The following is a 25,122-nucleotide window of genomic DNA, read 5'->3' as shown; positions in this document are numbered from 1 at the left end:
TCTCCTTCTAATGTGGACAGCTTTGACCCATGGGAGGAATGTGGATGGAAGGAAAGATCAAGGTTTCTCTGGACGCAGCGGGTTATGAAATGGTTCTTTACCGCTTGGCCCGGGCTAGGCTTGGGCCTGGCTAGTTCGACCTGCTCGGTGAGGTAAGGGCGAAGCAGGTTGCGACGCTGCCGTTCACCCAGCCGGACACACCGGTGGTGACATCGGTCAAGTTGACCCAGTCCGGCGTCGTGGATGTACCACCGAGGAACTGGTGGACGCGGTAATCGTGGTTTGTGTAGTAGATGCCGTCGACGGGCGAGGTCAGGCCGCTGGACCGGTGGATACGGGCACCATCCTCGATGGAGAAGACGTATCCGGCCGGGCAGGAACCTTCCGCGTACGCGGCTCCGTCCACACCTGACATCAAGAGTCCGGTAAGGACGATGATCAAGGTGGTAAACCCTTTTGTTCTCATCGAGATCTCCTAGTCATGGCGGATCGCTGGGGCAATGAGCGAGGCGGTCGGGGGACGTGGATGTTCGCCGGGCGAGAGGAACGGTCGGTCGGCGTGGGCCGGGGTTACCCGTGCGGCGAGCAACCCCGGCCGGTGGAGGGGCGTGGCGTTGTGCGCGCGGCGACTACCTGGTGTGGGGGTGGTGCGGCGCTTGGGTTGGCCAGCTAGCCAGGCCGCAGGTGCCGCCAAGGTAGCCATCGCCGGGTCCGGCATCGGCGGCCGCGGTTCCTGCGGCGGCGGGCAACGCCACGACCACGCTGAACCAGGCCGTGATCAGGACTTGTCGCGCGAGTGTGTTCATGGGTTTCTCCTGACTTCTCGGGTTTTCTTTTAGTCCGCATTCCGGGCACACGTGTCCTGATGCGGGAATTCGAGGGGAGGCAGCCGCGGTTCAGTTCGGGTGGATGCGGAGGACGGCCGCGGTCCAGGTCATGCCCACACCGATGCCGAGCAGTACGACGTGGTCACCGGGGTTGACCAGGCGGCGGGTGAGGAGGTGGTGCAGGTCGACGATCTGGTCGGAGGCACCCAGGTGCCCAAGGGCTCGGGCGAGGAAGGCGGTCGTGCGGTCCTCGGGGATGCCCAGGGGCGCGAGGCAATGACGTTGGGTCAGGTTGTCTCCGTAGTGCGGGCACAGCACCCAGCTGATGTCGTCGAGTTCGAGCTCGGCGTCATACAGCGCGGTCTTGAGTACGGCGTTCACGCCGGTGGTGTTGATGCTGTCGACGCTGTCGGATCCGCCGTGAGCGGCGAGCCATTGTCCTTTCCGTTGGCGCAGTTGGATCGGTGGCCGGTCGGTGTCGCCGCTGTACCACTGGGTGGAGCCGCGGTGCAGGGCTTCCAGGCCGGGTGAAGCGTGGGAAGCGGTGGAGATTAGGTCTGCCACGGCTTTCGTGTGGGTGTCGCGGTGCAGGAGGATGGCGGATCCGGCGTCGCCGTAGACGATGCCGGCATCTGCTTGCCACCGGTCGAAAAGCGGAGAATGGAAAACATCCCCAGCCGTAAGCAGCGCGCAGTGCCCGGATTGGCCCGCCAGGACACTGGCCGCCAGTTGCAGGCCGGCGACCATGCTGTTGGACATCGCGTTGATCGACAGCGTTATCGGGGTGTCGACGCCGATCTGGTCGGCAACGAAGGAGGACGCGGACCAGAAGTCGATCGCTGGGTCATGGATGGTGGCGTGCAGGTGCAGATCCAGGTGCCGGGTTCCCGCCTGGAGTACTTGTCGTCCGGCTTGCGCCGCCAGCTCTGGGCCGATGCGACCGTGAGCGACGGCGACGGAGTCTTGCCGGTTCCGGTGGGCTTGCTCTGCGCTGTAGCGGCCGGCGTTGATGGCGTCGGTGGCTTTCGCAAGATCTCCCACGACAGCGCCGAGTCCGTTGATTGTGATCCCGTGGTGTCGCATCGTGGATCACGCTCCGAGCTGGGTGCGGGGGCCGGTGAACCAGACTTCGCGGAAACCGTCGGCGCAGCTGGTGCAGTCCTTGCCCAAGGCGTGGAAGAAGTCGATCTCGCGGTGAATGAACCCCAGGAACACCGGCGGTTTTCCGGGCTTGTTGACCACCGACAGATAGCCCCATTCCTCGCCGTCCAGCCACCGCAGACTAAAGAACCTACGGGAATAGCCGTTTCTTTGAACTTTTCGCATAATGATCACTCCGTCCCGCGCGCAGCGCGAAACCAGAAAAGAAGAAGGGGTGCGAGAAACGCAGATTTCCTGCTTCAGGGAGAAGCTTTCGACGCTGAACAACCTCACCGTGACACGACCGGAAGGGCGCTGTCAGATTTTGGCCGCACTCAACGACCAGGTGCACCAAGACGGGTGAACACCGCAGCAGCGACAGCCCTGTGACCAGGCACTCCAAGGGTGCGGCCGTCTCGCGAGCGAGGCTCCCGGCCGTTCTGAGCGCACAGTTTCGACGCTGCTCTCATAGCGACCTCCACCCGAATGGGTGCAAGACAGCGATGTGGCGGCCAAAAACTGACAGAGCCCCCTCCGCCGTGTCAGCCTCAATTCCCCGAAGTCGCCGACCAGTCGGCGCCCCGGGCTCTTTTTCTACGACTCACATGACAAGGGAATGCACATGTTGCAGAACAGCGTCACTTCGGCCGCGACCAATCCCAATGCAACGTCACGAGGACATGCGAATGGAGATCACTCGCCCCGTGTCTTGCTCGATCGGATCTATCGATACGGCCGGTGTGTCGAGACCCGGGATCCTGACGCGTGGTACTTCCGGGGCGATTCCTGCGGCAAGGACTTCGAGCTCCTGCAACGTTCCGATGCCCGGTCGTTGTGTGCTGACTGCAGCGTCCGCACAGAGTGCTTGAGGGTGGCGCTGCTTCAGGAAGCCGATGCCGGATCCTGCTGGGGCGTATGGGGAGGGACGTCCGCCCGGGACCGAGCGCAGGCACTCAACCGTGCCCGACGTCAAGGCGTCGATCCCGCGGACATCGTCGACGACCTCATGGCGTGGCTGATCTGGATCACTGACTGGTCGGCCGCACCCCGACGGAGACAACGACGCCACCGGCCGCCGGATACGTCCGGCGATCGAGCGGAATCCACGCGCCAACGTCCCGCTGCCTGATTACTGCGCTCCCAGAGGTGGTGTGCATGCTCGTCAACGCTCAAGCTGTGCTCGTCGGCGCCTTCGCTGCCATGGGCTTCACGGCAGGTCTGCTGTTGGTCCGCCTGCTTCGTCCTTGGAGCGTGGGACTCTCCCGCCCGGCACAGGTGATCGCGTTGGCCACGTACCTGGGAATGCTGTCCACGCTGATCGCGTCGCGCTTTGCCGGCGACCCGGCGCTGCCCGCGTGGTGGTGGCTTGCCATCACCGGTGTGGCACTGTCATTGATCGACCTGGCCTGCCATCGTCTCCCACACACCTGGGTACTGGCGATGGCCGGCGGCGGACTGGCGGTGTTCACAACTGTCACCGCAACCACCGAACCCACCGGCACCGCCATGGTGCGCTCGCTTCTTGCCGCACTTGTCGTCTTCGGAACCGGGATCGTCGTCTTCCTGCTGATTCCGAACTGGATGGGATTCGGCGACATCACCACCAACGCAGCACTGGCATCGTATTGGGGCTGGATCGGATGGCACACGGTCCTCATCGGACTCGTCTCCTCCATCCTGCTGCTTGGCATCACCTCCGCCCTGACATGGATCCGTCTCCGCGACGCCGCCGCACGCATCGCCGCCGGCCCCAGCCTGATCCTCGGATCCTGGATCGGCATCCTCCTCCACACCTCCTGAAAGGCGATCACGAATGCCCTCAACACCCGTGTCCATCACCGCGCACGCCGTGCTGTGCTCAGTCGGGTTCGTCCTGGCCGGTTGTGCGACGGCACCGCCGGCCACGCTGCCTGCTGACCCGGGCATCGCTGCGCCTCCGGGCCCGCCCTCTGACGAACGCGCCGAGGTAGAGCGCGCGTATCGCGACTTCTGGCGGATCACCTGGAACTCCACAACCGAGCGCGATACAGCGTGGGACACCCAGATACGCCAGGTGACCGGGCAGGAGCTAGCGGACCAGATCACCTCACGTGCTCGCGAGCAACTCTCCGGCGGGACTCGGCTCTACGGCGCGGTCGTGGCCCATGTTTCGTCGATACAGATCACAGGGGATCAGGCGATCCTGCAGGACTGCCAGGACGCGAGCCGGGCCGGCCAAGCCGACCTCGCGTCCGGGAAACCGAAGAACGTCGGCATCCCCCGAAACCTCGTCCACGCCACGGTGGCCAAAGGGCCCGACATGGTCTGGCGAGTCACTCGCATCGAGTTCCCAGGAGGTGAATGCTGATGCGCTCCACAGCCCATGTGCCCTGCGTCCTCTCCGCATTGCTCGTGCTGGCCGGTCTCACCGCACCCGTGGCCCAGGCCCAGAATGGGGAAGTCGGCGTCGAGCCCGGCGACGTTGGTGGCTGGTACACCCCGCCCTCGATCGGTCTCTCCGCTAGCGCTCCAGGACGGCCGGGACGCCCGGCCACCTCCGCACCCGGGGCCACCAGCACGCGTCCGAACGGAAGCTCGACAGCGACGCCGGTGCCGTCGTGTCCGATCGTGATGTGCGATGCCCCGGGACAGTCACAGGATCCGGGGTTCATGCCCGCCTCACGGCCGCTGTGGTGCCGGGGACCGCTGTATGACGGACGGTGCATGCGGCCAAAAGCCGCACCACCGTCGACAGGATCACCCGCTGCCCCGACGTCAGATTCCGCTGTCCTGGCACAGCAGGCGACGCAGCGTTTGCGGTTGCCGTTACCGATGCCTCGGCATTCCCCGGATGTGCGGTTGCCGGATGGTCGTTCGGCGACGGTGGTCGGTGAGCACACCTGGTTCTGGACGGCTCCGGAGGACTGGCGTCCGCAGCGGGAGCGGGTGCAGGCCGGCGTGGTGTGGGCCGAGGTCACGGCGGTGCCGGTCCGGTTGTCGATGGCACCGGGAATGGGTGGGCCGGTGGCGTCGTGTAGCGGCCCGGGACACCGTATGACCGGTCGTTTGGTCTGCATGCGGCGTCGCCGGATTGCGATGTGGTGTACGAGCGTTCGTCGATGGATCAGCCCGGCGAGCAGGTCACAGCGCAGTGGTCGATCACATGGCGGGTGGTGTGGCAGGGATGGGACGGTAGCGCGCCTGTTGGTGGTGAGCTGGCGCCGATGACGTCGCGGGCGGTGGCGCGGTTCGCGGTGGCCGAGGCCCAAGCACTCCGCACCCGCTAAAACACAGAGCATTATTCTGGCGGTTTGAATACCGGACAATAGGGCAACGGCCCCGATCTAGTAAGATCGTTTTCCGACCAAAGAACACGACTTACAGGTGGAGCCGTTGCGTTACCAGTCTACTACGGGGCTTGCTGCAGACCAGATCGAGGAGCTCGTCGTCCGCGTCTGGCAAATCGTCCAGTGTCGTGAGGAACAACTGTGGCCTCCGGTGGTGGGACTGTATCGCGCGGTGGTGCTCACCCTGGTGTATGTCCGGCAGAATTTGAATCAGGCGGCTGTGGGCGATCTATTCGGACTTAGCCAGCCGACCGTATCGAGGGTCTATCGGGGCATACTGCCGCTGATCGGAGAGGCGTTGTGCCTGCATGTTCCAGACCTCGAGGAGGCCATTCGTGGTCGGCTCGTCCTGGTCGACGGAACCGATGTGCCGACCGGCAACCGTGCTGGTCACGAGGACAACTACTCCGGCAAACGCCGCCGCGCGGGACTCAACATCCAGGTCGCGGCCGACACCGATGGCGGCCTGCTGGCCGTGTCCATACCGCTGCCCGGCTCCATGCACGACCGTAAAGCCTTCACCGAGTGCGGATGGGAAGATCTTCTCGCGGAGACACCGACCATCGCCGATCCCGCCTATCAGGGAACTCACGCCACCACCCCACGCAAGAAACCGAAAAACGGTGAGCTCTCCACGCGCGACAAGGAAAGCAACAATACAATATCTTCGATCCGATCAGCCGTTGAACGATGCATCGCACATCTCAAAAATTGGAAAATACTCGCAACCGGATACCGCGGACGCCTCGCGGAACTTCCCAACATCATCCGGATCGTCACATCACTCGAATTTTACCGCCGTGGATGGTAAAAGCCAGAATAACGCTCACATTTCTCCTTTTCTCGTTCTTTCTTTGTATGCATTCATTTCTGGGAGTATCTATGTCCAGTAGTGGGATTTTCGCGGTCACGGAACCGGATTCCAGTCCGTCTGAGAAACAGGTGTCTGCGGGTTCGCCTCGGGTGCCTCGGCGACGGCGGTGGTGGCTGCTGGGTGCCTCGCTGGGACTGGTGGCTGCGTCGACGGTCGTGACAGTGATGGTGGTGTCGGCTGCGTGGCAGCGTGAGCCGATGCTGCTGCTGGCCCGCGACGTAGCCTGGGGCCAGCCGGTCACGGGCGCGGATGTGACCACTGTGGATCTTCCCCCGAGCGCTCGCCGGTATGTGGTCGCTGATGCCGATCGCGGCCGGGTGGTAGGTCAGGTGGCAGCGGGCAATTTGCGTGCCGGGCAGCTGCTGTCTCACAGCGACGTGATGGCCCAGAGGGTGCCTGCGGCAGGGCAACAGGTGATCGGTGTCCGGCTGCCGCAGGGCCGGTTTCCCGCGCGCGGGCTGTTTCCCCATGACCCTGTCGAGGTCGTGACGCTGTCGACCGCCGGCGTAGCGGCGGAGACGGTCCCGGGCGGGAGCGGGTTCCGGGCGCGGGTGGTGCAGGTGTCACCGCCGGATGCCGAGGGCACGATCGTCGCGGACTTGCTCATTGCTGACTCGCTGGCCGAGCAGGCCGACGCTGCCGCGGCCGGCGGAGCGCTCGTGAAACTGCTCGGCCCCTCCTCGTAGATCCGTGGTTTCTGTTGATGGTGAAGGGAATTGTTATGGCTGTGATCACGATGCTGTCCGCGAAATGCTCCCCCGGTGTGACCACGGCGGTTGCCGCGTTGGCCACCGTGTGGCCGCATCACCTCCTCGTGGTCGACGCGGACCCAGGCGGAGGTGATCTGCTGTCGGGCTGGGTCGGCCAGTGGTGGGTCGATGGGCGCCTCACGACCAGCCGTGGGGTGGTGAGTTTCGCCGCCTCGACCCGGCATTTGGATGCGGTGCCGTCGGAGGGTTTGGCGGGGCATGTGCAGGAGGTTCCGGGGCACGATCACCTCCGGCTGCTGGCAGGGGTGACCAACCGGGCCCAGGCGGGTGCGATCGGCGAGGACGGCTGGCGGCGGCTGGCCAGCGCCGCCCGGGACCTCACCGCCCACGACAGGCCCGACGTCCTCATCGACGCGGGCCGGTGGGTGCCCGAGACGCCCTGGGCCCTGGTCACCGAAGCCGACCTTGTCCTGGTCGGTGTTCGCCCGAGCTTGCGGCACGTGTCGGCCACCCTGCCGTTGATCACAGCGTTGCGGGAGCTGGTGCCGATCACCCGGCTGGGGGCTGCGGTATCGGCAACCACAAGCCGGGAAGCCGACGGGGTGGCGCGGGCGTTGGGGATCCCGGTCGGGCTGGAGTTGCCGGACGACCCGGCCGCGGCGCGTGTGCTCTCGGAGGGGTGCACGCACTCCCTCAAGCCTCGCCACTCGGCGCTGGCGCGCACCAGCCGCATGGCCGCGCATCGCCTCCACGTCCGTCTCAACCCGCCTCCGCCGCCGAACACCACGGTCACCAGCGGCGTCCTTCGGGAAGGTGCGGCATGAACACGGGGATCAACGAGCACCGGCAGCCCCCGATCGGTGTGGATCGGCCGGGGTTCGTGCCCGATCAGGCGACGGTGCGGGCGTTGCGCGCGAGGGTGGCACGGCGGCTGCAGGGCGAGGGTTCGCACGGGGTGGAGCGGGCGTCGCTGGTGGGAGAGGAAATCACCGCCTGGGCTCACGAACGCGCCTCTCGCGGGGATCCGCCGTTGTCCGAACAGGACGAGCGGGTGCTTGCTGCCGCGGTGCTGGCCGCGTTGGCGGGGTTGGGTGGGCTGCAGCCCTTGCTGGAACGCGGCGATGTGGAGAACATCCACATCCACGGCCACGACCAGGTGTTTTTGGAGTTGGCCGATGGTCGTCTGCAGCGCTGGCCGCATGCGGTCGCTGCCTCGGATGCGGAGCTGGTGGAGTTGCTGGAGGCGATGTTCGCGCGGTTGGGGCAGACCAGCCGGGAGTTCTCACCGGCCAGGCCGATCGGGAATCTCCGCCTTCCCGCAGGTGGTCCGTTGGGTGCGCGGCTGGCGGCGGTGCGGGAGGTCAGCGGCCGGCCACGGGTGGCCATCCGCCGCCACCGCCTGGCCCACGCCACCCTCACCGACCTGCACCACCAGGGCAGCCTGGATGCCGGTCTGCTGCATTTCCTGCAGGTCGCTGTGGCCGCCGGGCTCAACCTTGTGGTCACCGGGGGCCCGTATGCGGGCAAGACCACGTTGCTGCGGGCGTTGTGCGACGAGATCCCGGCCGGGGAGCACATCGTCACCGTGGAGGACGACTACGAGCTCGGTCTGCACCTGAACCCGGTGAAACATCCCCTGGTCACACCCCTGGAGGCGCGTACCGCGAACGCCGAAGGGGTCGGTGAGGTCAGTCTCGACGACTTGCTGAAGCAGACGTTGCGGCATTCGCCGTCGCGGGTGGTGGTGGGTGAGGTCCGCGGTGGTGAGATCACCGCGTTGCTGCGTGCGTTGGGCAACGGTGCCGCCGGCGGGATGGGCACCCTGCACGCGGCCTGCGCGCGGGCCGTGCCCGATCGCATCGCCGCGCTCGGTCAGCTCGCTACCCCACCTCTGCCGGTGGAGGCCGCGTATCGGTGGACCGCCTCGGCGTTGGATCTCATCGTGCACCTCGCCCGCCGGGATTACGCAGGCAGGCGGGAGCGGTTCGTGACCGAGATCGCCGAAGTCGGCCAGGTCGGTGACGCGGCGATCCCGGATCTCACCAGCCTGTTCGGGCCCCGGCCGGGTGACGGGCGCGCTATACCGGTCTCTGCCCCCAGCCGTGTACTGCTGGCCCGGTTGGAAGCCCGCGGCCTGGACCGCGGCATCTTCCAGCATCACCACGGTAGGTGGGACACCCACCACTGGGGAGGCGAGGACCGGTGATCCCCGCCTTTTCTGTCCTGTGTGGACTCATGCTCGGTGGTGGGCTGGTGCTGGGGTTGTTCACCTGTGCCGCGCCGCCGCGTCTCGACTGGCGTCCAGCGGGGCGCTTCCGGGTTTCGGTGTGGCGGCGTGTCCGCCGCTGGTGGCGACGTGGACTGCTCGCCACGGCCGTCGCGTGCGGGGTGTGGTGGTTCAGCGGGTGGCCGGTCGCGGGTCTCGCTGCGGTCGCGGCTGTCGTGGGTTTGCCGGTCCTGTTGGCACCGGCCGGGCCGCGGGATGCGATTGCGCTGCAGGACGCGCTGGCAGTGTGGACTCGGCGGGTGGGAGATTTGCTGGCCTCCGGTGCCGGCGGCCTGCATCAGGCGCTCGCCCGCTCCGCGGACACCGCGCCCGAACCTCTCACCGGGGCGCTGCGACGGTTGGCTGACCGGCTTTCCAGTGATGGACCGGAGCGGGCGTTGCGGGTCTTCGCCGACGAGGTTGCCGACCCGGCTGTGGACGAGGTTGTGCTGGCGTTGCTGCTGCGCGTGCGTTCCGGTGGCCGCGGTCTGGTGGAGAACCTGCATGCCCTTGCCGGTGGGCTGAACACGCGCGTCGCGGCCCAACGGGAGATCGAGGCCGACCGCGCCAAACCCCGCACCACGGTGCGGACTCTGGTGGCCATCACCGCGGTCATGGCCGGTGGGCTGCTGGTCTTCGCCCACCCCTACCTCGCCCCGTTTTCCACGTGGGAGGGGCAAGCAGTGCTGGCCGGGGTCGTCGGGATTTTCGCGGGAGCGTTGTGGCGGATGCACCGCCTGTCCACCACGCCGCCCAGGTCACGCTACCTCGGGAGCCAGCTATGAACCCCGTACTTCAGATCGCCGCCGGCCTGGGGGCGGTGCTGGGGCTCGGGCTCGCCGCCTGTGTGCGGGTCGTGGCCGGGCCGGCGCCGATGGACCTCGCCGCCGCCGTCCGCCACCTCACCACGCGCACGCGCGCGGTCGTCGGCTGGAAAGCACGGCGGGCTGGTCTGCTCGCCCGCGTGACCGAGCGTGCTCACCGGGCCCGGCACCCGTGGCTGGGCATTCCCGTGCACGATCTCGACCTGCTCGACCGCACCCCCGCCGGCTACGTGGCCGCGCGGGCGCGGTGGGCGGCCGCAAGCCTCACCACCGCAGCCTTCTTCGCCCTCGGTGCGACCGTCGTCGGGGTGGTGTTCCCGCTGGGTGTGTCGGTGCTGATGGTGTGTGTCGCGGGTGGTGTGGGGGCGATGGTGCCGGTCTGGCAGATCCGGGACCAGGCGCGGCGGGCGCGGGAGGACGGACGTCGTGCGCTGGCGGTGTACCTGGAGCTCATCGCCCAGCAACGCGCCGCCGGCCACGCCCCCGGCCCGGCGCTGCGCGAGGCCGCCAGTGTGGGCGAGCACTGGCTATTCGCGCGCCTGCACCGCACCCTCACCCACGCCGAGCACAGTGGACACTCCCCGTGGGATGCGCTGCGCGACCTCGGCGAGCGGGTGCGGGTGCGGGAGCTGGCGGCGGTCGCGGACCTGGCAGCCACCGCCGCCGACGGTGCCGCGATCTCCACCAGCCTCACCACCCAGGCCGCGAGCCTGCGCGCCGCCGCCATCAGCGCCGACAAGGCCGATGCCAACACGCGAACCGAACGGCTCACGCTCCCGGTCACCGCGCTCATGCTCGGGTTCCTCCTCTTGGTCCTCTACCCCGCCGTCGTCCGTCTTCTCACGGGATGAACCCAGAGTGTGCCGTTGTGCACCAACAGAAACAGGAAGGTAAACGCCATGCTGATCACACACCTCCGTCGCCATGTCATGACCGCAGTGATGCTCGTGACCGCCTGGATCGTCATCGCCGGCCAGGCCGTCCAGGACCGCTGGATGCGGGCACGCTTCGATGACCGTGGCTCGGAAAGCACCGAGAAGGCGGTGCTTACCGCGATCGCGCTCGCCGCCGCACTCGGCCTCGGTGCCGCGATTACCGCGGTGGTCTCCAAATACCAAGGACAAATCCACTAACCACCCCGGGATGCGCTCATGAACGCCACGTCTCTCCACATCAGACATCCGGGATCCCAGCGGGACACCGGATCAGTGACGGTCGAGCTCGCCGTGCTTGCGCCGCTGGCGCTGCTGCTGCTCGCCACGGTGCTGCAGGCCGGATTGTGGTGGCACACCCGCACCCTCTGCCTCGCCGCCGCCCAGCAAGGAGTCCAGGCCGCCCGCACCGTCACCGGCACCGCCCGCGACGCCCACACGGCCGCTACCGCGTTCCTGGCCCGCGCGGGCACGGTCGTGGACGCCCCGGTGGTCACCGCCGAGATCGGTGACCGGTCGGTCACGGTGCGGGTGGCCGCCACCGCACCCCGCCTGCTGCCCATCCCCGGGCTCGATCGCGTCGAGCAGGAAGCTAGCGCCGTCAAAGAGCGCTTCACCACCCCCGGGAGCACACCATGACACTGGACCCATTCGATGAGGAGGGCTCGGCCAGTGTGGAACTGGCCGTCCTGACCCCGGTTGTGCTGCTGGTGTTGGTGCTCATGGTCGCTGGTGGCCGGATCGTCACCGCCCACACCGCGCTGGAGCACGCCGCCACCGCCGCCGCCCGCGCCGCATCCCTGGCCCGCACTCCCACCGCCGCTCACGCCGCGGCCGTCGGCACCGGTACACGAGTGCTCGGCGACCAACACCTGCCGTGCACGGACATCCAGCACACCCTGGACACCAGCGGCTTCGGTACCCGCCCGGGACAAGCGGGGGTCGTCACGATCAGGGTGCGCTGCACGGTGACGCTGTCCGACCTCACCAGCCTGCCCGGCCTGCCGGGCACGGTCGGGCTCGATGCGGCCAGTAGCAGTCCCGTGGACCCGTACCGGACACGGTCATGACCAGCCACACCCAGCGGCTACCCGATGAGGGGTCGGTCAGCGTGCTCATCGCCGTGCTCGTGCCGTGTCTGCTGCTGGTGTTCGCGGTCCTGGTCGACGGCGCCGACCGGCTCCGCGTGCTCGCACGCGCCGACGCCATCGCCGCCGAAGCCGCCCGTGCCGCGCTCACCGCTCTGGACACCCGCGGCCCGGCCATCACCCTCGACCCCGTTCACGCCGCCGCGGCCGCGCGCCGCTACCTCACCACCACCCACCACACCGGCACGGTGACCCTGGAGGGCGCCGGGACCGTGCACGTCACCGTCTGGCATTCAGAGTCGGCCGCGATCGGGCTGCTGTGGAACACCCACACCGTCACCGGCGCCGCGACCGCGCAACTCGCCGTCGGCACCAACACCCCCGGCAGCACACCATGACCCCCATCCCGCCCCGCGCCACGACGGCCGGCCGGATTCGCGCCGGTGCCGCCGTCCTCGGCCTCACCGTGCTCCTCATCGGACTGCCCGTCGTTTTGACCTTCGCCGGGCAGGTCATCACGATGCCGACGCTGTCGTGGCCGGTGCTCGACGATTCCCCGTGGGCGCCGCCGCTGATCGACCAGCTCCTGCCCTGGCTGGAGGACACCTGGCACGCCCTGCGCCTCGACCTCGGCTACGACGGCGCCCTCCTCCTGCTCATCGTCGCTACCGGGTGGGGCAGCTGGCTGGTGATGCTGTGGTGGAGCCTCTGCGATCTCCTGCTCCTCCTGCGCTACGGCGCCGGCCGGGCGCGTGAGCGTGTCGCGGCGATGGGACCCCGCGGGTGGATCACCACGCTCGTGACCGCCGCGACCTTCGCCAGCACCCCCTCCACCGTCTCCGCTGCCCCGGTGGCAGATCCGGTGGCGGTCACCGCACCCCAGTACCCCGGTGGTGTCCTCCCGATGCCCCACGAGAAGGGCACCACCGTCTCGCTGGGTTCGGGCGGGCCCCCCGGCCTGCCCGAACCCAGCACCCCCACCACCATCAGCGACGACCTGCGCCCGGACTACCCCCGCTACGAGGTCGCTCGCGGCGACACCCTGTGGGGCCTCGCGGCACGCCACCTCGGCAATCCCCACCGCTGGCCCGACATCGCCGACCTCAACACCGACCGCATCGGCGACGACCACTGCCTGCTCACCGGTTCGGTCCTCCTGCTGCCCGGCGACGCCACCCATCTCCCCGCCCCCGCGGTCATTGCCGAGGACGCGCGGTGGATCACTGTCGGACCCGGTGACACGCTCACCGCGATCGCCGGACGCGAGCTCGGCGACCCCGACCGATGGCAGGAGATCGCCGATCTCAACGCCCACCAGCCACAACCGGACGGGCGCGTTCTGCGCGACCCGGACATGCTCTTCCCCGGCTGGCGGCTCGCACTGCCCCCGGCGGAGCACACTGCGCCCGCACCTGTCGATCACACGCCGCCCGAGACCACGTCACACCATCAGGCTCCGTCACCTGAGGATCACGGCCGGTCGGCTGCACAGCCGGTCGCTGCGCCGGAACAGGGGCCGGGGGTGGAGATCGCGCCCGGGGTGTTCCTCGGCCTGGGGCTGGCCGCGGCCACGAGTGCCGCACTGGTCCTCGCCCGCACACGCCACCGCCGCACCCAGCGCCCCGGGGCCGCACCGACGCCGGATTACCCCGTTGCTCCCACGGTGTATCAGCTCAAACTCGCCCACCTTCGCGCCACCCAACCCAGCCTCGACACCGAATCCCCCACCGCCGACCACAACCACGAGCACGAGACCGGTGATAGTGCCGCCGCAGCAGGCGAAGTAGTCGCGGAGCTCGGTGTCGACGACAACGCGACCGTGCGGCTGGACCTGACGGCCCTCGGTGGGCTCGGGCTCACCGGGCCGGGCGCCGAGGACGCGATGCGGGCGCTCATCCTCGATCTCCAGCACCGCCACGGCCCGCGGATTGTGCTGCAGAAATCCCTCGCCACCGAACTGTTCCCGAACTACGGCGGGTTGCCTCACCCGATGGAGGTGACCGACGACCTCACCACCGCTACCAGCGGCCCCGGCGAGGACGACCAGCGCCTCGAGGTTTTCGTGGTGCGCGCACCACTGCCGGTCCAGACCGCTGCCCTGTTGCGGCGATCGCACACGACCGCGGGCGGTGTGGTCGTGCTCGCGCTCGGACCGTCGGTCTCGGGAACCACGCTGACCATCGACGCCGGCGGGATCGTGACCTCAGCGATTCCCGAGGGCACCAAGGGAGATCTGGTGGGCGTCCGGATGTTCACAGCGACTCCGCCCGCCGCCGACGACCTCCTCACCCTCGCCCACCACGTCGCACCCCAGCAGCCACGAAGCAATGCGGCCGAGGCGGGAACGCCGTCGACGGCTTCCGTATCAACCTCTCTGCCAGAGGTTGATGGGACCTGCCGGTCCAGGGACAGCGGCGCCGCTGGCGGCACGGAGGACCCGGTATCCAGCACGGAATCCTTCGGGATGACCGAGACGCCGGACACCAACGCTGGGGTGCTGTCGCTGCGGGTTGTGGGTTGCTTTGCCCTGTCGTGCAGCGACGAATCCGGTACCGGGTGGGAGATCACCGGGGAGCTCGCGCCACGCCAGCAAGAACTCCTCACCTACCTCGCCGTGCATCCCGAGGGTGTTGCCCGCGACACGCTGATCGCCGACCTGTGGCACACCAGTCCCCCGGCGCGGCCCACCAACGCGCTCAACACCGCCCTCTCCCGGCTGCGCGCCACCCTCACCCGCGCTACCCACGGCCTGGCCGGCGAGATCGTCGACACCCACAACCGGCATCTACGGCTCAACCCTGATCTCGTCGACGTCGACTACCACCACTTCGCCGACGCCGATTCCGAGAGCCGCCGTGCACGCAGCACGACGCAACGACTCACCGTGCTACGCGAGATCGTGGATGCCTACCGGGGCGAGCTGGGTGCGGGCATCGACTCCGAATGGATCCACCCCGTGCGGCACGCCGCGCAACGCACCGCCATCAATGCCATCAGCGAACTCGCCCGCCACCACGTCGCCGACGATCCCCGGCACACCCTGGAACTGCTGGAAACCGCCACCGGGTTCGACCCCTACAACGAACATCTCTACCGCGACATCATGCGACTGCAAGACCGTCTCGGCATCCACGACGGCATCCCCCGCACCCTCGCGCTGCTCGAAGTGCGGCTGCGGGACATCGACTGCGAACCCGCACCAGAAACCCAGACCCTGGCCACCGCGCTGCAACACCGCCACGCCCAGCACGTGATCCGGTCGGTTCCCCCACCACCGCACGCCGACACCGTCATACGCCACACCGGTGCAGTTCACCCCGCCACGCCACACCCCGGTTGACAGCGCCCCTGACGGGAGCGTCCATATACCACTGGCCCCTACGAATCGAATGTCACCAATGGAGGTAACAGAAATGTCCTCAGTAGACCGTTCGCGGCTTCACACACCACCGGCACAGCAACTGCGTGCCCCTGGCCCACGGCTGAACCGGGCGCCGGCACCGCCGTGTCCCTCACCTGCCGCGCGTACCCGGCTCACCTGCACCCTGGGTCCCCCGCCGCCCATGCGTATGCCCCGCAACACCGGCGGCATCGTCATCACCTCCACCGACCGAGACCCCCACCAGGCCCTCACCGGCTTCACCGGGGCCTGGAAGCCGAACCTCAGCCCCGCCACCCTCCCCGCGGGAACCGTTGTCCTGCAGCTCCTTCCCCCCGCCGACGGCGACGATCCCGACCTGGTCGACGTCTGGCTGTGGCTCACCCGCCACGGACGCTGGCTGATGCTGGGCTGCTGGAAGAACGCAGGCCCAGGCTGGACCTACCGCGCCGCACCACTGATCCACGCCGCCCTGCCCGCACCACAGGCCAACACAGCACCCCAGAACACCGCAGCACCACAGGACACCGCAAGCTCACCACGACTGCGCGCCGTACCTGCCCGCCGCACATAAAAGCCCGTCGCCATGAAGAACCCGGCCAGCGGTGCCGACGGTCAGGCCGCCCCAGTGTCGAGGGGCGCTCTGACCGTCGGCACACCAAGTCCACCCGGCTCCGGCAGCGCCCCGCGCCGCCAGCAGGGCAGCCTGCCGGAGCTGCTAGACCGATGAAAACTGCGGAGGCGCCAACTCAGGGGCACGCATGGGATTGCGCGGCTCTTTCTTGGTGGTGTGCGAGTCCACCACCGTGAACTCCGCGATCCCCGCCGGGGGCTGTGGATCGGTCTGGTCTGTTTTCTCCGAGGCAGGCTTGTGGCTGAGGTGCTCGCGGGTACGCTGGGCCGCCTGTCGAATCTGCACTGTCAGGCCCCTGTTGGTCTCGCGGGCCTGGCGTTGATCACGCTCGCCGCGCCGGTTTCGGCTGTGGGCTGGTTCCCGACGCGCGTGGGTGATGTAGCGCTGAAGCAGGGCCCGAAGGTGCTGCGCGTGGTGGGCGTTGAGGTCGATCTCATAGACCACCCCGTCCAAAGAGAACGTCATGGTCTCACTCGGCGGGTGAGCCGTCGATGTCATCGACGAACTCGACCACGGTCTTTTCAGCCACAGCACCATCCACATATCAAGTCCAGAGATCCATGACCGGGACCCTGAAGTCAGCACGTACTCCTTGCCGCGAAAGCATAGAACACCGCTACCCGCGACAGCCAGCACCTGCGACACTTCCGGAAAATGCCGTGACCGTAATCCACCCGGACGCGGCGGCGCTCCGTGGGTTTTATTCCCGGGCGTTGCCCTACAATCCGTTTCCGTACCGGCGTCCGGCATTCACGATACCGGACAAACGAAAGGAACCACATGGCTGAGAAAGTCACCGTTGCGCTCGTCGACGACATCGACGGCACGCCCGCTGAGACCACCGTCGAGTTCAGCCTAGACGGAGTCAACTACACGATCGACCTGTCCCAGGACAACGCCGCCGAACTTCGGGACGCACTCACACCCTATGTGTCTCATGCCCGCCGGACCGGAGGGCGAAAGCGCGCGACCATCAAGCCCACCAAACCTGCCGCGCCGCAAGTCCCGGACAAAGAACGCAACCTGGCCATTCGCATCTGGGCTCGCGAACAAGGTTTTCAGGTGTCCGACCGGGGCCGTATCCCCGCCGAGATCGTCGAAGCCTACGACAACGCTCGATAATCGAAGGCGGGGCCGCCGGCCACAGGTCCGCGGCCCCGTCTCGCGCCACGCGGTGGACGGCGGGGCCGCGGGTCTGCGCCGGGGATATGGGGGTGCATAGGGAGGATCACCAGGGGGATCCGCAGGAGGTGGCGCTTAGACGACCACCCCTCGGGCGGCGGTCCCGCGCTGCGTAGCGTGCCTTACCGGGGATCCGCGGGTATCCCCGACTGGCCTGGCCACAGGCCGGGAGAAACATCGAGACGGGCGGGCGGCCAGGCATCACGTCAGGAACTTCCACCACGCCTTTCACTGCCCGTCTCCCGGTAAATAACCTCCCCCCACTATTATTGTTTTCATTTCATTTTTCAGAAACTGTTCAAGCCACCGCTTTCAGTGACTTATTCGCCGGCGCTTGGGATTGAATTGGAAATGTGGGCGATTTCGAAATAACGGCAGGTCGGCCCCTATTGGGTGATTCGAGAAGAGTCTTTGAAAATGGGGCGTTATTTGTTGAATCGTGCGCGGCACAGAGCTATCTTTGAACCATCACCGGGGGAACCGGGAAATCACCGAAATGCCGCCCCTGGCGGAGCTATGTTCACCGAGGGAGCTACCGTGCTGATGGCCGCGATCCACCCTGCCGCCGAAACCTGCGAATCCGGCGATGCCGCCGAAACCGGGACGCCGATTGTGTGGCCCACCGAAGGGGAATTGCACATGACACCGCCCGGTTCGCCAGCAACGCCCGCGCCCGCTCCGGTGCCCTCGGGTACTGCGGCGGGTGGGCGGTTGCGCAGTGGCGAACTGCGGCGGATCGTCGCCGAATGCCTCGCCGATCACGCGGGAACGGAATTCACGCCACGCGACATAGCCAAAAAGCTGGGTCGCTCGTCGGGCGCGGTCGGTAACGCGTTGCAGGTGCTCACCGATCGCGGGGAGGCCGAGAGGACCTCCCTCATGCCGTTGCGTTACCGGGCGACGGCCGCGACCGCCGGTGCCGCCTCCGCCCCCAGCACACCAGCGGGAAGCACCGCCAAGGCCCCGCGCCGCCCCCGGAAAGCCGCACCCGCACCCGCGCCAGCCGCACCGGAACCAGAGGCGCCGCACCCGACTCCCGTGCCGCCGGAGGAGGAGCCCGTGTCGGGTCCGGTGACCCGCCCGAACGGGCAGACCTACCACCCCCGGCAATTGTCCGGGTTGCCGGATGTCACCGCGTTGCGCAAGCTCCGCGCCGCAGGCGTGTCCTCCCTGCTGTACGGGCCCCCCGGAACCGGGAAGACCTCGGTCGTCGAGGCCGCCTTCCCGGACCTGATCACAGTGCAGGGCGACGGGGACACCACGGTCGCGGACTTCGTCGGCGAATACACCCAAACCCCGGACGGCCGTTACGTTTTCGTCCACGGCCCCCTGGTCACCGCGATGCGGGAAGGCCGGTGCCTGTTCATCGATGATGCCACCCTGATCCCGCCCACTGTGCTGGCCGTGGTGTACCCGGCCATGGACGGACGCCGCCAGATCACCGTGAAAGCCAACTGCGGCGAAGTGGTCACCGCCGAGCCCGGTTTCTACGTCGTCGCCGGACACAACCCCGGCGTGCACGGCGCGGTCCTCACCGACGCCCTCTCGTCACGGTTCTCCGCGCAAATCCAGGTCTCCACGGACTTCGAACTGGCCAAGCAACTGAACATCGACCGCCGCGCGGTGCGCGTGGCGCGCAATCTCGCGACGCGCCAAGGCAAAGGCGAGGTCCGCTGGGCCCCGCAGCTTCGCGAACTGATCGCGTTCGAACGCATCTCCGCCGTACTCGGCCCAGACGCTGCCGCCGCCAACCTCGTAGGTATCGCGCCGGAAGAGGACCGCGACACCGTAGCGGCGGCCGTACGCGACGCCTTCGGCACCGTGATCGAACCGCTCGCACTCGGCGCACGCATCTAACCCACCCGCCACGTTCGGAAGTCCTGGAAGGACGATCCCCATGAGCACGCATCTGATCACCGATACCGGTGTCGGCAAGACCCGCCTCGATTCCTCCCGTGACGCCGTGTGGTTGCGCCTGTCCGCCACACTCACCGACGAGGTTCCGGTCATAGCCGACCGGGAAGACCTCCTCGTCACCATCGCGCCCGGGGCGGGGCACGGGTCGCCCGCCTGCTACTTCCCGCACCACGCCACGATCGAAATCGACGGCACCCACCTCGGCACGGTGGACCCCGCCACCATGACCCCCGACCGCCTCGGCGACCGAGCCCGCTACGCCACCGCGTGGGGCCTGCTCACCCACGAATGCGCCCACGCCCGCCATTCCGTTTGGGAACCGCCCCGCGACGCCCCACCCGGCGCGGTCAACGCCGCGATGCTGCTCGAAGAATCCCGCATCGAAGCCCACCAGATCCGCCGCCGCCCCGACGACCGGCACTGGCTACGCGCCTGCGCCACCCACCTCATCCTCGCCGACACCCACGCCAACGACCCCACCCGCGCCCCCCGCATGACACCGCACGCGGCCGCCCACGCCGCCGCCCTGCTGCTGGCCCGCACCGACGCCGGAATCCTCACCCCCGACGAAACAAAAACCGTCGGCAACGTCGTCGACTCCCTCCTCGGCACCTCAACCCTGGACGAGCTACGAGTTTTGTGGCTGGCCGCCCACCACGTCGACGACAACGACGCCGACACCATGATCGACCTCGGCCGCCGCTGGTGCGAAGTCCTCGGCACCGACCCAGATCGTCCCTCCCCCACCAGCGGGGCAGGCGGCACGGAAGCCACCCCCGGTGATACGGGGACTCCCTCACCTTTGGCCAGCGCCATCGCCACGGCCGCCCGGCGAACCGCCGTAGCCGTCGCCGCCGAAGAGGCTCCCGCCGACCCCGCGACGGCCGAAGCGGACGCGGCGGGCGCCGAACGCCAGGCACAACAAGACGCCGCGAAAGCCGCGCGGAAGGTCTTCTCCGCCATCGGCGGGCCGCGTAGAGGGAAGACCACCATCACCGGGACACGACCGCCCACAGGGCAGGAACGCGCTGCCGCGCGCGGCCTCGGTCGCGCACTGAGCACCGCTGGAATCCGCGACCGTGTAGCGACGAAGACAACCTCGCCCACGCCACCCGGGCGGCTGCGGATGCGCGGCGCACTGGCCGCCGACGCGCAACGCGCCGCCGGAGCGCTACCGACCGCCGAACCGTTCACCCGCACCACCCGGCGCATCGCACCGAGCCCGCCACTGCGGCTCGGTATCGCCTGCGACGTGTCCGGATCCATGCGGGCCTTCGCCGGGCCGGTCGCCTCCGCCGCCTGGATCCTCGGCCACGCCGCCCACCACGCCCAGATACCGGCCGCCGCCGCGACCGTGATCTTCGGGAACCGGGTGCGCGCCATCACCCGCCCCGATGCCGCCCCCGCGCACGTGACCGAGTTCGACGCCGACGACAACTACGAGGACATCCCGCGCGCCATCGACGCCCTCGACGGAGCCCTGGACCTCTCCCGCCCCGCAGCCGCGCGGCTGCTGGTGATCGTCTCCGACGGCCGGTTCCGGGACGCCCCACGTGCAGAAGGACAGCGCCGCGTCGATCGGTTGCGCGCCAACGGATGCGCCGTGCTGTGGCTCGCACCCGACAGCCCCCGCGTAAACCCACTGCACGGCGTCACCGTTCACCCGCTCGCCGATCCCACCGCCACCGCGCACGCCATCGGCCACGCCGCCACCGCAGCACTGCGCGCCGCCCGCTAACCGCCCCGCCAGGTGGCCGGACACCCGGCCACCTGGCACCCGGTCGCCACCCCAAGCGAAAGCCAGTTCCACGGCACCAACTGACCACAGTGCAAACCCCAGGACAGGAGAGAGCGTTGCCAGAGAACCGTGTCAACAGCACCGACAAGATCCTGACCGAAGTCGCGGGTATTACCCGCGCAGAACTCGACGACACCCACCCCGTCGACATCGTGCTGAAGGTGATCGCAGAGAACTTCGCCTACCATCAGGACGCGGCCAAGCGAATCGCCGACGGCATCTCCCGCTACCTACACGGTGTCGCCGACGGCAGCCGTCACCTCTTCAGCCTCGCATCGTGTTCGGACTCGGGAAACTACGACGCCGCCGTCGCGAGCATGCAAGCCCTGCGAGAACCCCTCTCGGCCGCTGTCTACGCCTACCGGCAGGCGCACCGCACCGGGCCCCAGGACACCAACCCCGCGACCTGACCGAACACACCACGAACCCAATGCGGGGAACACAGTCGTGTCGCACAGCATCATTGTTGAAACCTGCCGTAGTACCTGGGACTTCTACGAATACCAACGAATCGCACGCATCGCAGACCGGACGGTCCGCGTACGAATCCATCGCCATCTCGACACCCCCAGAGCTACGCCATCGCCGAAATCCTCGCCGACAACGTGACCTGGACCCACCTCACCGACGACGCCCCGGAAAACTGGCTGACCGGCACCACACACCCCCGGACAAGCCGTCTCTCTCCCACAAACGAGCTCGGCCACGCAGCCGACCGGCTTCTCCACCGTGCCGAGGCGATCCTCGCCCACTCTCCCGGAGTCAACCTCCCCACTACCGAGCTGATTGCCACCCTGCACGCACTGTTCGCCACCACCTACGGCTACACCGGCGAGACCACGATCGAGCCCGACGACATTGCCTGGGCACAGTCACACGGACATCCCTTTCTGATCATCCCGCACATCAACGGCTCGATCACGCTCACCACAGCACACGAGAAGCAGTGCGCCTTCATCACCAGCTTCGGCCGGGACGAATGCAGCGACTGCCCCACACCCCTGCTCAACGACAGGGACACCAGCGGCGTTCTTGCCCCATGACAATGTCCGACTACCACCAGCCGGGAAGCCACGAGATGCCCCACACCGCCCCATCCCCCGCACACGGCCGTTGCGGGCTTGCTCTGCGTGCAGTCAACGTCGCACGGTCTCTGCGCGCAGCCGATCCAGACGGCTTCGACCACCGTCACGATAGCCCACCACAGTGGACCCTGTGGAAACGGCGCGCACGCGTGGCCCGCATGATCGCGGCCGCGCTGCAAGTCCCGGTGGCGTGGGTGACCGTCACCGACGATGCCCACCGCACCTACCGCGCCCGAAGCGGCCCCGTCCCCGGTGACCTGATCATCATCACCGACATATCACGCTCCTGGCGGTTCGTCCCCGACCTCACCACGACCGGCGACGGATGGCTCCTCATCGACGCCTGCCCCAGCTGCGGCGCGGACGTGCCGACTGCCCGCATAGCGACACTCGCCGACCTCGGCGACCACCTCGACCCCGACCACAACAAGAAACCCGTCCACGAGTTCTACACCGACCCCGCCCACCAACCAGGCTGCCGAAACACCCTCAGGGGCTGTCAAGTTTTCGGTGTAACTGTTGATTTCGGTTTCATCGGCGTCCGGCGGACAGGCGTCCGTCGAAGGTGATCTCGAAGGTGTTGAGGGCCTTCTTCCAGCGGTTGGACCAGCGCTTGCGGCCCGTCCCGGCGGGATCAAGACTCATGATTGCGAGATAGACGCACTTCAAGGCAGCCTGCTCGCTGGGGAAGTGGCCGCGAGCGTTCACCGCGTGGCGGATGCGCGCGCGGGAAGGGGGATCCCGGGGACCACGGCGACGAACGCCGCCAGGGTGAGCGCCCACACGGCGACCGCTACGGCGGGAAACCGCCGTGCACGGCCGACGATGGTGTCGATGCTCCAGTTGACGACGACGATGTTCCCGGCGGTAAGGGCGAGTGCGAGGACGAACCCCAGCGCCGCCGCCGGTGCCGCGAGCTTCGCCCCCCGGGGGTGCGCCCGGCCATCAGCGCGGCGCCGACGAGCGTGGTGACCGGGACCGTGACAGCGGCGTAAGTCGACCAAGGGACGAGCAGGGCGAGCGAGAACAGGCCCGCGCCTTGGTACAGGGGTGTGAAGTCGGTGCCGCCCAGGGTCGGATTGTAAAAGCGGAGCAGGTTCGTGACAGAGTGTCACGGATCATGGGTTTACTCCGCGCCCCGCACGGGACAGGCATGACAGATGTCATGCATCGACGGTTCGCGACACGGCGCGGCGGCTCTCGCCGTTGTTCGCGTGGACGTCACGCTCTCCCCCAGTCGACCGCACTCGTCATCTGGAGCTTCACGCGCTTCTCATGGGCCTCGGCGAGGTCATCACGCAGGCACTCCACCCCGATCTCCTCAAAGAACGCTGAGTGCAACAGCTTCCAGGATTCCCGCCACTGGGAGCCTGGCTTTCATGGACATGGGCGCGCCACCGCACCCATGTCCATGTACGGACACAGCAAGTGATCAGCGGGTCCGGGTGCGCGAAACAGCACCAAGATCACGATTCGACAGGGCTCAGCGTTGGTTCTCGGCGCCTGCCACCGGGAGGCCCACAAGTCCATCTCAACGGCCCGCTGCCCCCTCGACGGCAGCGGGCCGTTCTGCGCAGTGACGTCATTTCCCATGCACATCCCGGACAACCGAACCGCCTCAGCCGCCTCCCGAACCGATGAACAAACGCTGCTGCTGAAAGCGAACGAAGCCAATCACAGCATGGAAATGAGTGGCAGCGCTGCATCGCGGGTGCTTTGCATGGGATTTCGCATGAGACCTGGTGGCACTCCCGTCGGTGCAGCGCCGACCAAGTGAGAGCACTGGCTGTGGGCGGAAGGCTGTGTGCCCTCCACCCACAGCCCCCGAGCCCACGGCCCTTTCCTCCTGCGGTGAGTTCACGGTTCGGCACGGCAACGGCAGTCATGGCCAATCAGCCGTAGGCCGTCTTCTACCGGGGACACCCACGAATCCGCTGTGCCGGGTCACCGGCGATCCAGCCCATGCTGGCGCCACCGGGACGTCGCCGAGCACAGCGCGTCCAGTCGGGCATCAGCCCCTCGGGGTCGACGTGCCCTACCGGCGGGCAAGGCGACGCTCATTCCAGCCCACGGTGTCCCATGATTCACCCTCGCAAATTCGGCCGTGGCGGCTGTCGGCGGCCAATGCACCGCAGGGCCAGGCTCCCCTCCGGGGGCCTGGCCCTGCTACGTAATTTCCGTCGTCGGTGAGTGGTTTAGCTGGCGGGTGCGTCGGTTTGTTTGGCGGCGAACCGCTTGGGTTTGTCTTGGGTTTGCACTGCGTAGCCGTCGGCGACGAGCTTTTCCAGTGCGTTGTTGACGGCTCCGGAGGAGCGGTTGAGTGCTGTGCCGATGGTGTTGGGGCTGAATTCTTCGCCGGGGTGTTCGGTGAGGTAGTCCTCGACCATGCCGCGCAATTCACCCTTGCTCAGGCGAGGCCCCTTGATGATCGGGCCAGGGGCATCGTCGATGCCGCTGGCCTTTCGTGCGTCTTCCGCGGATTCCTTTTCCTCTGTAGTAGATGCGTCGTTCTGGTCGGGGCTTTGCGGCTGGCTTGGCTCCTCCACGGCAGCCGGTTGTGGCGTGGTGTCATCGCGTGCGGGGGAAGCTGCTCCGCGCGGGGGCGTGATCTGGTCGGTGTGGGTGATTGTCCAGCAGTCGGCGCTGCGGCGTCCGCCGTCGCCGATGCCGGAGATGCGGGTGACGCTGCCGTCTTTGGCCCACGTTGCCAGGATCTTTCCGGCTGTGGACCGGCCGACTCCGGCAGCGTCGGCGATGTCGGTAGTGGTGGCGCCCGGGTTGGCGTGGAGTGCGGCCCACACCTTGTCCTGGGATTCGGTGCGCGCGGGCGTCGGGTTGCTCTCGGTGTCGGCTGTGGGAACGGCTTTCAGGGGGCGCTGCTTGGCTGTGGTGCGGGCGTTGTCGTTCTTTCTGGGCATGACGGTTCGCTCCTGTTTGGGATCGGTGTCGGTCATGCCCCCCGGGGGGCGGTTGCAGCCCCCGGTGCGCTGCCGGTCGAGCGGGCTACACAGACATGGACGCTTCGTTGGACCGGTTCTGTCAAGCGGATTCCGAAACACGATGACTGTCTTGTGTAGACATTCCTCCGATCGGGCGCGCCGGTGCCCATTCCGCCGGTCGCAGCGAATTGCGATCGGCCC

Annotated in this window: 29 protein-coding genes and 1 pseudogene; 22 read left to right on the top strand and 8 right to left on the bottom strand. The window is 67.8% G+C overall.

Going from position 1 to position 25,122, the window contains the following annotated elements; all coding sequences use genetic code 11:
* Positions 1-130: 130 nt before the first annotated feature.
* The 4 genes from FDZ84_RS29185 to FDZ84_RS29170 all read right to left on the bottom strand — a co-directional run bounded on the left by FDZ84_RS29185 (position 131) and on the right by FDZ84_RS29170 (position 2,255).
* Complete coding sequence (locus tag FDZ84_RS29185) at positions 131-466, bottom strand: hypothetical protein (protein ID WP_168588479.1); 336 nt, start codon at positions 464-466, stop codon at positions 131-133.
* Between the two features lie 163 nt (positions 467-629).
* The gene (locus tag FDZ84_RS29180) at positions 630-806 is read right to left on the bottom strand and encodes a hypothetical protein (protein ID WP_168588478.1); all 177 of its coding nucleotides are present in this window, start codon (positions 804-806) and stop codon (positions 630-632) included.
* Positions 807-896: 90 nt separating this feature from the next.
* The gene (locus FDZ84_RS29175; RefSeq protein WP_168588477.1) at positions 897-1,868 is read right to left on the bottom strand and encodes a 3-oxoacyl-[acyl-carrier-protein] synthase III C-terminal domain-containing protein; all 972 of its coding nucleotides are present in this window, start codon (positions 1,866-1,868) and stop codon (positions 897-899) included.
* 48 nt (positions 1,869-1,916) lie between these two features.
* On the bottom strand, positions 1,917-2,255 hold the full coding sequence (locus FDZ84_RS29170; protein ID WP_168588476.1) for a hypothetical protein: 339 nt from the start codon (positions 2,253-2,255) through the stop codon (positions 1,917-1,919).
* A gap of 328 nt (positions 2,256-2,583) precedes the next feature.
* Between FDZ84_RS29170 and FDZ84_RS29165 the strand changes: the two genes are divergently transcribed.
* The 16 genes from FDZ84_RS29165 (at position 2,584) to FDZ84_RS29090 (ending at position 15,940) form a co-directional block, all read left to right on the top strand.
* Positions 2,584-3,096, top strand: coding sequence for a WhiB family transcriptional regulator (locus tag FDZ84_RS29165; protein ID WP_371812699.1), 513 nt, complete (start codon positions 2,584-2,586; stop codon positions 3,094-3,096).
* A 26-nt stretch (positions 3,097-3,122) separates the two neighbouring features.
* On the top strand, positions 3,123-3,767 hold the full coding sequence (locus FDZ84_RS29160) for a prepilin peptidase (protein WP_168588474.1): 645 nt from the start codon (positions 3,123-3,125) through the stop codon (positions 3,765-3,767).
* 13 nt (positions 3,768-3,780) lie between these two features.
* Complete coding sequence (locus tag FDZ84_RS29155; protein WP_168588473.1) at positions 3,781-4,314, top strand: hypothetical protein; 534 nt, start codon at positions 3,781-3,783, stop codon at positions 4,312-4,314.
* A gap of 733 nt (positions 4,315-5,047) precedes the next feature.
* Positions 5,048-5,233: a hypothetical protein gene (locus tag FDZ84_RS39515; protein ID WP_246868512.1), complete on the top strand. Its 186-nt coding sequence runs from the start codon at positions 5,048-5,050 to the stop codon at positions 5,231-5,233.
* Between the two features lie 106 nt (positions 5,234-5,339).
* Positions 5,340-6,104 carry a transposase family protein gene (locus FDZ84_RS29145; RefSeq protein WP_168588472.1) on the top strand — a complete coding sequence of 255 codons (765 nt, stop codon included), beginning with the start codon at positions 5,340-5,342 and terminating at the stop codon, positions 6,102-6,104.
* Between the two features lie 152 nt (positions 6,105-6,256).
* Complete coding sequence (locus FDZ84_RS29140) at positions 6,257-6,853, top strand: SAF domain-containing protein (protein ID WP_168588471.1); 597 nt, start codon at positions 6,257-6,259, stop codon at positions 6,851-6,853.
* Between the two features lie 35 nt (positions 6,854-6,888).
* Positions 6,889-7,701, top strand: coding sequence for a hypothetical protein (locus FDZ84_RS29135; protein WP_168588470.1), 813 nt, complete (start codon positions 6,889-6,891; stop codon positions 7,699-7,701).
* A complete protein-coding gene (locus FDZ84_RS29130) occupies positions 7,698-9,083 on the top strand; it encodes a CpaF family protein (RefSeq protein WP_168588469.1) in 1,386 nt (461 codons plus the stop codon). Before FDZ84_RS29135 ends, FDZ84_RS29130 begins: the two co-directional genes overlap by 4 nt.
* Positions 9,084-9,130: 47 nt before the next feature.
* Positions 9,131-9,928 (top strand): type II secretion system F family protein, encoded by a 798-nt coding sequence (locus FDZ84_RS29125; RefSeq protein WP_210435194.1) that lies wholly within the window; start codon positions 9,131-9,133, stop codon positions 9,926-9,928.
* Positions 9,925-10,818, top strand: coding sequence for a pilus assembly protein TadB (locus FDZ84_RS29120; protein WP_168588467.1), 894 nt, complete (start codon positions 9,925-9,927; stop codon positions 10,816-10,818). The genes FDZ84_RS29125 and FDZ84_RS29120 overlap by 4 nt, the downstream gene beginning before the upstream one ends.
* Before the next feature lie 48 nt (positions 10,819-10,866).
* A complete protein-coding gene (locus FDZ84_RS29115; protein WP_168588466.1) occupies positions 10,867-11,100 on the top strand; it encodes a hypothetical protein in 234 nt (77 codons plus the stop codon).
* Positions 11,101-11,118: 18 nt separating this feature from the next.
* On the top strand, positions 11,119-11,538 hold the full coding sequence (locus tag FDZ84_RS29110; protein WP_168588465.1) for a TadE/TadG family type IV pilus assembly protein: 420 nt from the start codon (positions 11,119-11,121) through the stop codon (positions 11,536-11,538).
* Positions 11,535-11,969 carry a TadE/TadG family type IV pilus assembly protein gene (locus tag FDZ84_RS29105; RefSeq protein ID WP_168588464.1) on the top strand — a complete coding sequence of 145 codons (435 nt, stop codon included), beginning with the start codon at positions 11,535-11,537 and terminating at the stop codon, positions 11,967-11,969. Before FDZ84_RS29110 ends, FDZ84_RS29105 begins: the two co-directional genes overlap by 4 nt.
* On the top strand, positions 11,966-12,385 hold the full coding sequence (locus FDZ84_RS29100; protein ID WP_168588463.1) for a hypothetical protein: 420 nt from the start codon (positions 11,966-11,968) through the stop codon (positions 12,383-12,385). The genes FDZ84_RS29105 and FDZ84_RS29100 overlap by 4 nt, the downstream gene beginning before the upstream one ends.
* Complete coding sequence (locus tag FDZ84_RS29095; protein ID WP_168588462.1) at positions 12,382-15,327, top strand: LysM peptidoglycan-binding domain-containing protein; 2,946 nt, start codon at positions 12,382-12,384, stop codon at positions 15,325-15,327. Before FDZ84_RS29100 ends, FDZ84_RS29095 begins: the two co-directional genes overlap by 4 nt.
* A gap of 223 nt (positions 15,328-15,550) precedes the next feature.
* Positions 15,551-15,940: a hypothetical protein gene (locus FDZ84_RS29090; protein WP_168588461.1), complete on the top strand. Its 390-nt coding sequence runs from the start codon at positions 15,551-15,553 to the stop codon at positions 15,938-15,940.
* A 144-nt stretch (positions 15,941-16,084) separates the two neighbouring features.
* On the opposite strand, the gene FDZ84_RS29085 is transcribed toward FDZ84_RS29090, so the two are convergent.
* Entirely contained in the window at positions 16,085-16,636 is a 552-nt protein-coding gene (locus FDZ84_RS29085) for a histone-like nucleoid-structuring protein Lsr2 (RefSeq protein ID WP_246868511.1), read from the bottom strand.
* A 144-nt stretch (positions 16,637-16,780) separates the two neighbouring features.
* Here FDZ84_RS29085 and FDZ84_RS29080 point away from each other — a divergent pair, with 144 nt between their 5' ends.
* From FDZ84_RS29080 to FDZ84_RS38155, 6 genes are all read left to right on the top strand, one after another.
* Positions 16,781-17,122 carry an Lsr2 family protein gene (locus FDZ84_RS29080; protein WP_168588460.1) on the top strand — a complete coding sequence of 114 codons (342 nt, stop codon included), beginning with the start codon at positions 16,781-16,783 and terminating at the stop codon, positions 17,120-17,122.
* A 699-nt stretch (positions 17,123-17,821) separates the two neighbouring features.
* Positions 17,822-19,039: an AAA family ATPase gene (locus tag FDZ84_RS29075; RefSeq protein WP_168590429.1), complete on the top strand. Its 1,218-nt coding sequence runs from the start codon at positions 17,822-17,824 to the stop codon at positions 19,037-19,039.
* Positions 19,040-19,079: 40 nt separating this feature from the next.
* On the top strand, positions 19,080-20,837 hold the full coding sequence (locus tag FDZ84_RS29070) for a VWA domain-containing protein (RefSeq protein WP_168588459.1): 1,758 nt from the start codon (positions 19,080-19,082) through the stop codon (positions 20,835-20,837).
* Between the two features lie 116 nt (positions 20,838-20,953).
* Positions 20,954-21,307, top strand: coding sequence for a hypothetical protein (locus FDZ84_RS29065; RefSeq protein ID WP_168588458.1), 354 nt, complete (start codon positions 20,954-20,956; stop codon positions 21,305-21,307).
* 195 nt (positions 21,308-21,502) lie between these two features.
* Positions 21,503-21,940: a hypothetical protein gene (locus FDZ84_RS29060; protein ID WP_168588457.1), complete on the top strand. Its 438-nt coding sequence runs from the start codon at positions 21,503-21,505 to the stop codon at positions 21,938-21,940.
* Between the two features lie 200 nt (positions 21,941-22,140).
* A complete protein-coding gene (locus FDZ84_RS38155; protein WP_210435828.1) occupies positions 22,141-22,551 on the top strand; it encodes a hypothetical protein in 411 nt (136 codons plus the stop codon).
* On the opposite strand, the pseudogene FDZ84_RS29050 reads toward FDZ84_RS38155, so the two are convergent.
* The 3 genes and pseudogenes from FDZ84_RS29050 to FDZ84_RS29040 all read right to left on the bottom strand — a co-directional run.
* Positions 22,514-22,687: pseudogene (locus tag FDZ84_RS29050) on the bottom strand (IS256 family transposase); the annotation flags it as partial. The gene FDZ84_RS38155 and the pseudogene FDZ84_RS29050 overlap by 38 nt on opposite strands.
* Positions 22,687-22,986, bottom strand: a complete 300-nt coding sequence (locus FDZ84_RS29045; protein WP_246869293.1) for a hypothetical protein — start codon at positions 22,984-22,986, stop codon at positions 22,687-22,689. The gene FDZ84_RS29045 and the pseudogene FDZ84_RS29050, both read right to left, overlap by 1 nt.
* A 1,191-nt stretch (positions 22,987-24,177) precedes the next feature.
* A complete protein-coding gene (locus FDZ84_RS29040) occupies positions 24,178-24,936 on the bottom strand; it encodes a helix-turn-helix domain-containing protein (protein ID WP_168588456.1) in 759 nt (252 codons plus the stop codon).
* Positions 24,937-25,122 lie beyond the last annotated feature (186 nt).

This window comes from Saccharopolyspora sp. ASAGF58 (assembly GCF_012277335.1).
Taxonomy (GTDB): Bacteria; Actinomycetota; Actinomycetes; order Mycobacteriales; family Pseudonocardiaceae; genus Saccharopolyspora; species Saccharopolyspora hattusasensis.
Note: the sequence above shows the minus strand (reverse complement) of the source record. Positions and strands in the feature narration are given on the sequence as shown.

Bases quoted from the DNA above. Each gene is read 5' to 3' on its own strand.
- FDZ84_RS29185 (WP_168588479.1), bottom strand. From the start codon at position 466: ATGAGAACAAAAGGGTTTACCACCTTGATCATCGTCCTTACCGGACTC.
- FDZ84_RS29180 (WP_168588478.1), bottom strand. From the start codon at position 806: ATGAACACACTCGCGCGACAAGTCCTGATCACGGCCTGGTTCAGCGTG.
- FDZ84_RS29165 (WP_371812699.1), top strand. From the start codon at position 2,584: ATGCACATGTTGCAGAACAGCGTCACTTCGGCCGCGACCAATCCCAAT.
- FDZ84_RS29160 (WP_168588474.1), top strand. From the start codon at position 3,123: ATGCTCGTCAACGCTCAAGCTGTGCTCGTCGGCGCCTTCGCTGCCATG.
- FDZ84_RS29155 (WP_168588473.1), top strand. From the start codon at position 3,781: ATGCCCTCAACACCCGTGTCCATCACCGCGCACGCCGTGCTGTGCTCA.
- FDZ84_RS29135 (WP_168588470.1), top strand. From the start codon at position 6,889: ATGGCTGTGATCACGATGCTGTCCGCGAAATGCTCCCCCGGTGTGACC.
- FDZ84_RS29130 (WP_168588469.1), top strand. From the start codon at position 7,698: ATGAACACGGGGATCAACGAGCACCGGCAGCCCCCGATCGGTGTGGAT.
- FDZ84_RS29120 (WP_168588467.1), top strand. From the start codon at position 9,925: ATGAACCCCGTACTTCAGATCGCCGCCGGCCTGGGGGCGGTGCTGGGG.
- FDZ84_RS29115 (WP_168588466.1), top strand. From the start codon at position 10,867: ATGCTGATCACACACCTCCGTCGCCATGTCATGACCGCAGTGATGCTC.
- FDZ84_RS29110 (WP_168588465.1), top strand. From the start codon at position 11,119: ATGAACGCCACGTCTCTCCACATCAGACATCCGGGATCCCAGCGGGAC.
- FDZ84_RS29105 (WP_168588464.1), top strand. From the start codon at position 11,535: ATGACACTGGACCCATTCGATGAGGAGGGCTCGGCCAGTGTGGAACTG.
- FDZ84_RS29100 (WP_168588463.1), top strand. From the start codon at position 11,966: ATGACCAGCCACACCCAGCGGCTACCCGATGAGGGGTCGGTCAGCGTG.
- FDZ84_RS29095 (WP_168588462.1), top strand. From the start codon at position 12,382: ATGACCCCCATCCCGCCCCGCGCCACGACGGCCGGCCGGATTCGCGCC.
- FDZ84_RS29090 (WP_168588461.1), top strand. From the start codon at position 15,551: ATGCGTATGCCCCGCAACACCGGCGGCATCGTCATCACCTCCACCGAC.
- FDZ84_RS29080 (WP_168588460.1), top strand. From the start codon at position 16,781: ATGGCTGAGAAAGTCACCGTTGCGCTCGTCGACGACATCGACGGCACG.
- FDZ84_RS29075 (WP_168590429.1), top strand. From the start codon at position 17,822: ATGACACCGCCCGGTTCGCCAGCAACGCCCGCGCCCGCTCCGGTGCCC.
- FDZ84_RS29070 (WP_168588459.1), top strand. From the start codon at position 19,080: ATGAGCACGCATCTGATCACCGATACCGGTGTCGGCAAGACCCGCCTC.
- FDZ84_RS38155 (WP_210435828.1), top strand. From the start codon at position 22,141: ATGATCGCGGCCGCGCTGCAAGTCCCGGTGGCGTGGGTGACCGTCACC.
- FDZ84_RS29040 (WP_168588456.1), bottom strand. From the start codon at position 24,936: ATGACCGACACCGATCCCAAACAGGAGCGAACCGTCATGCCCAGAAAG.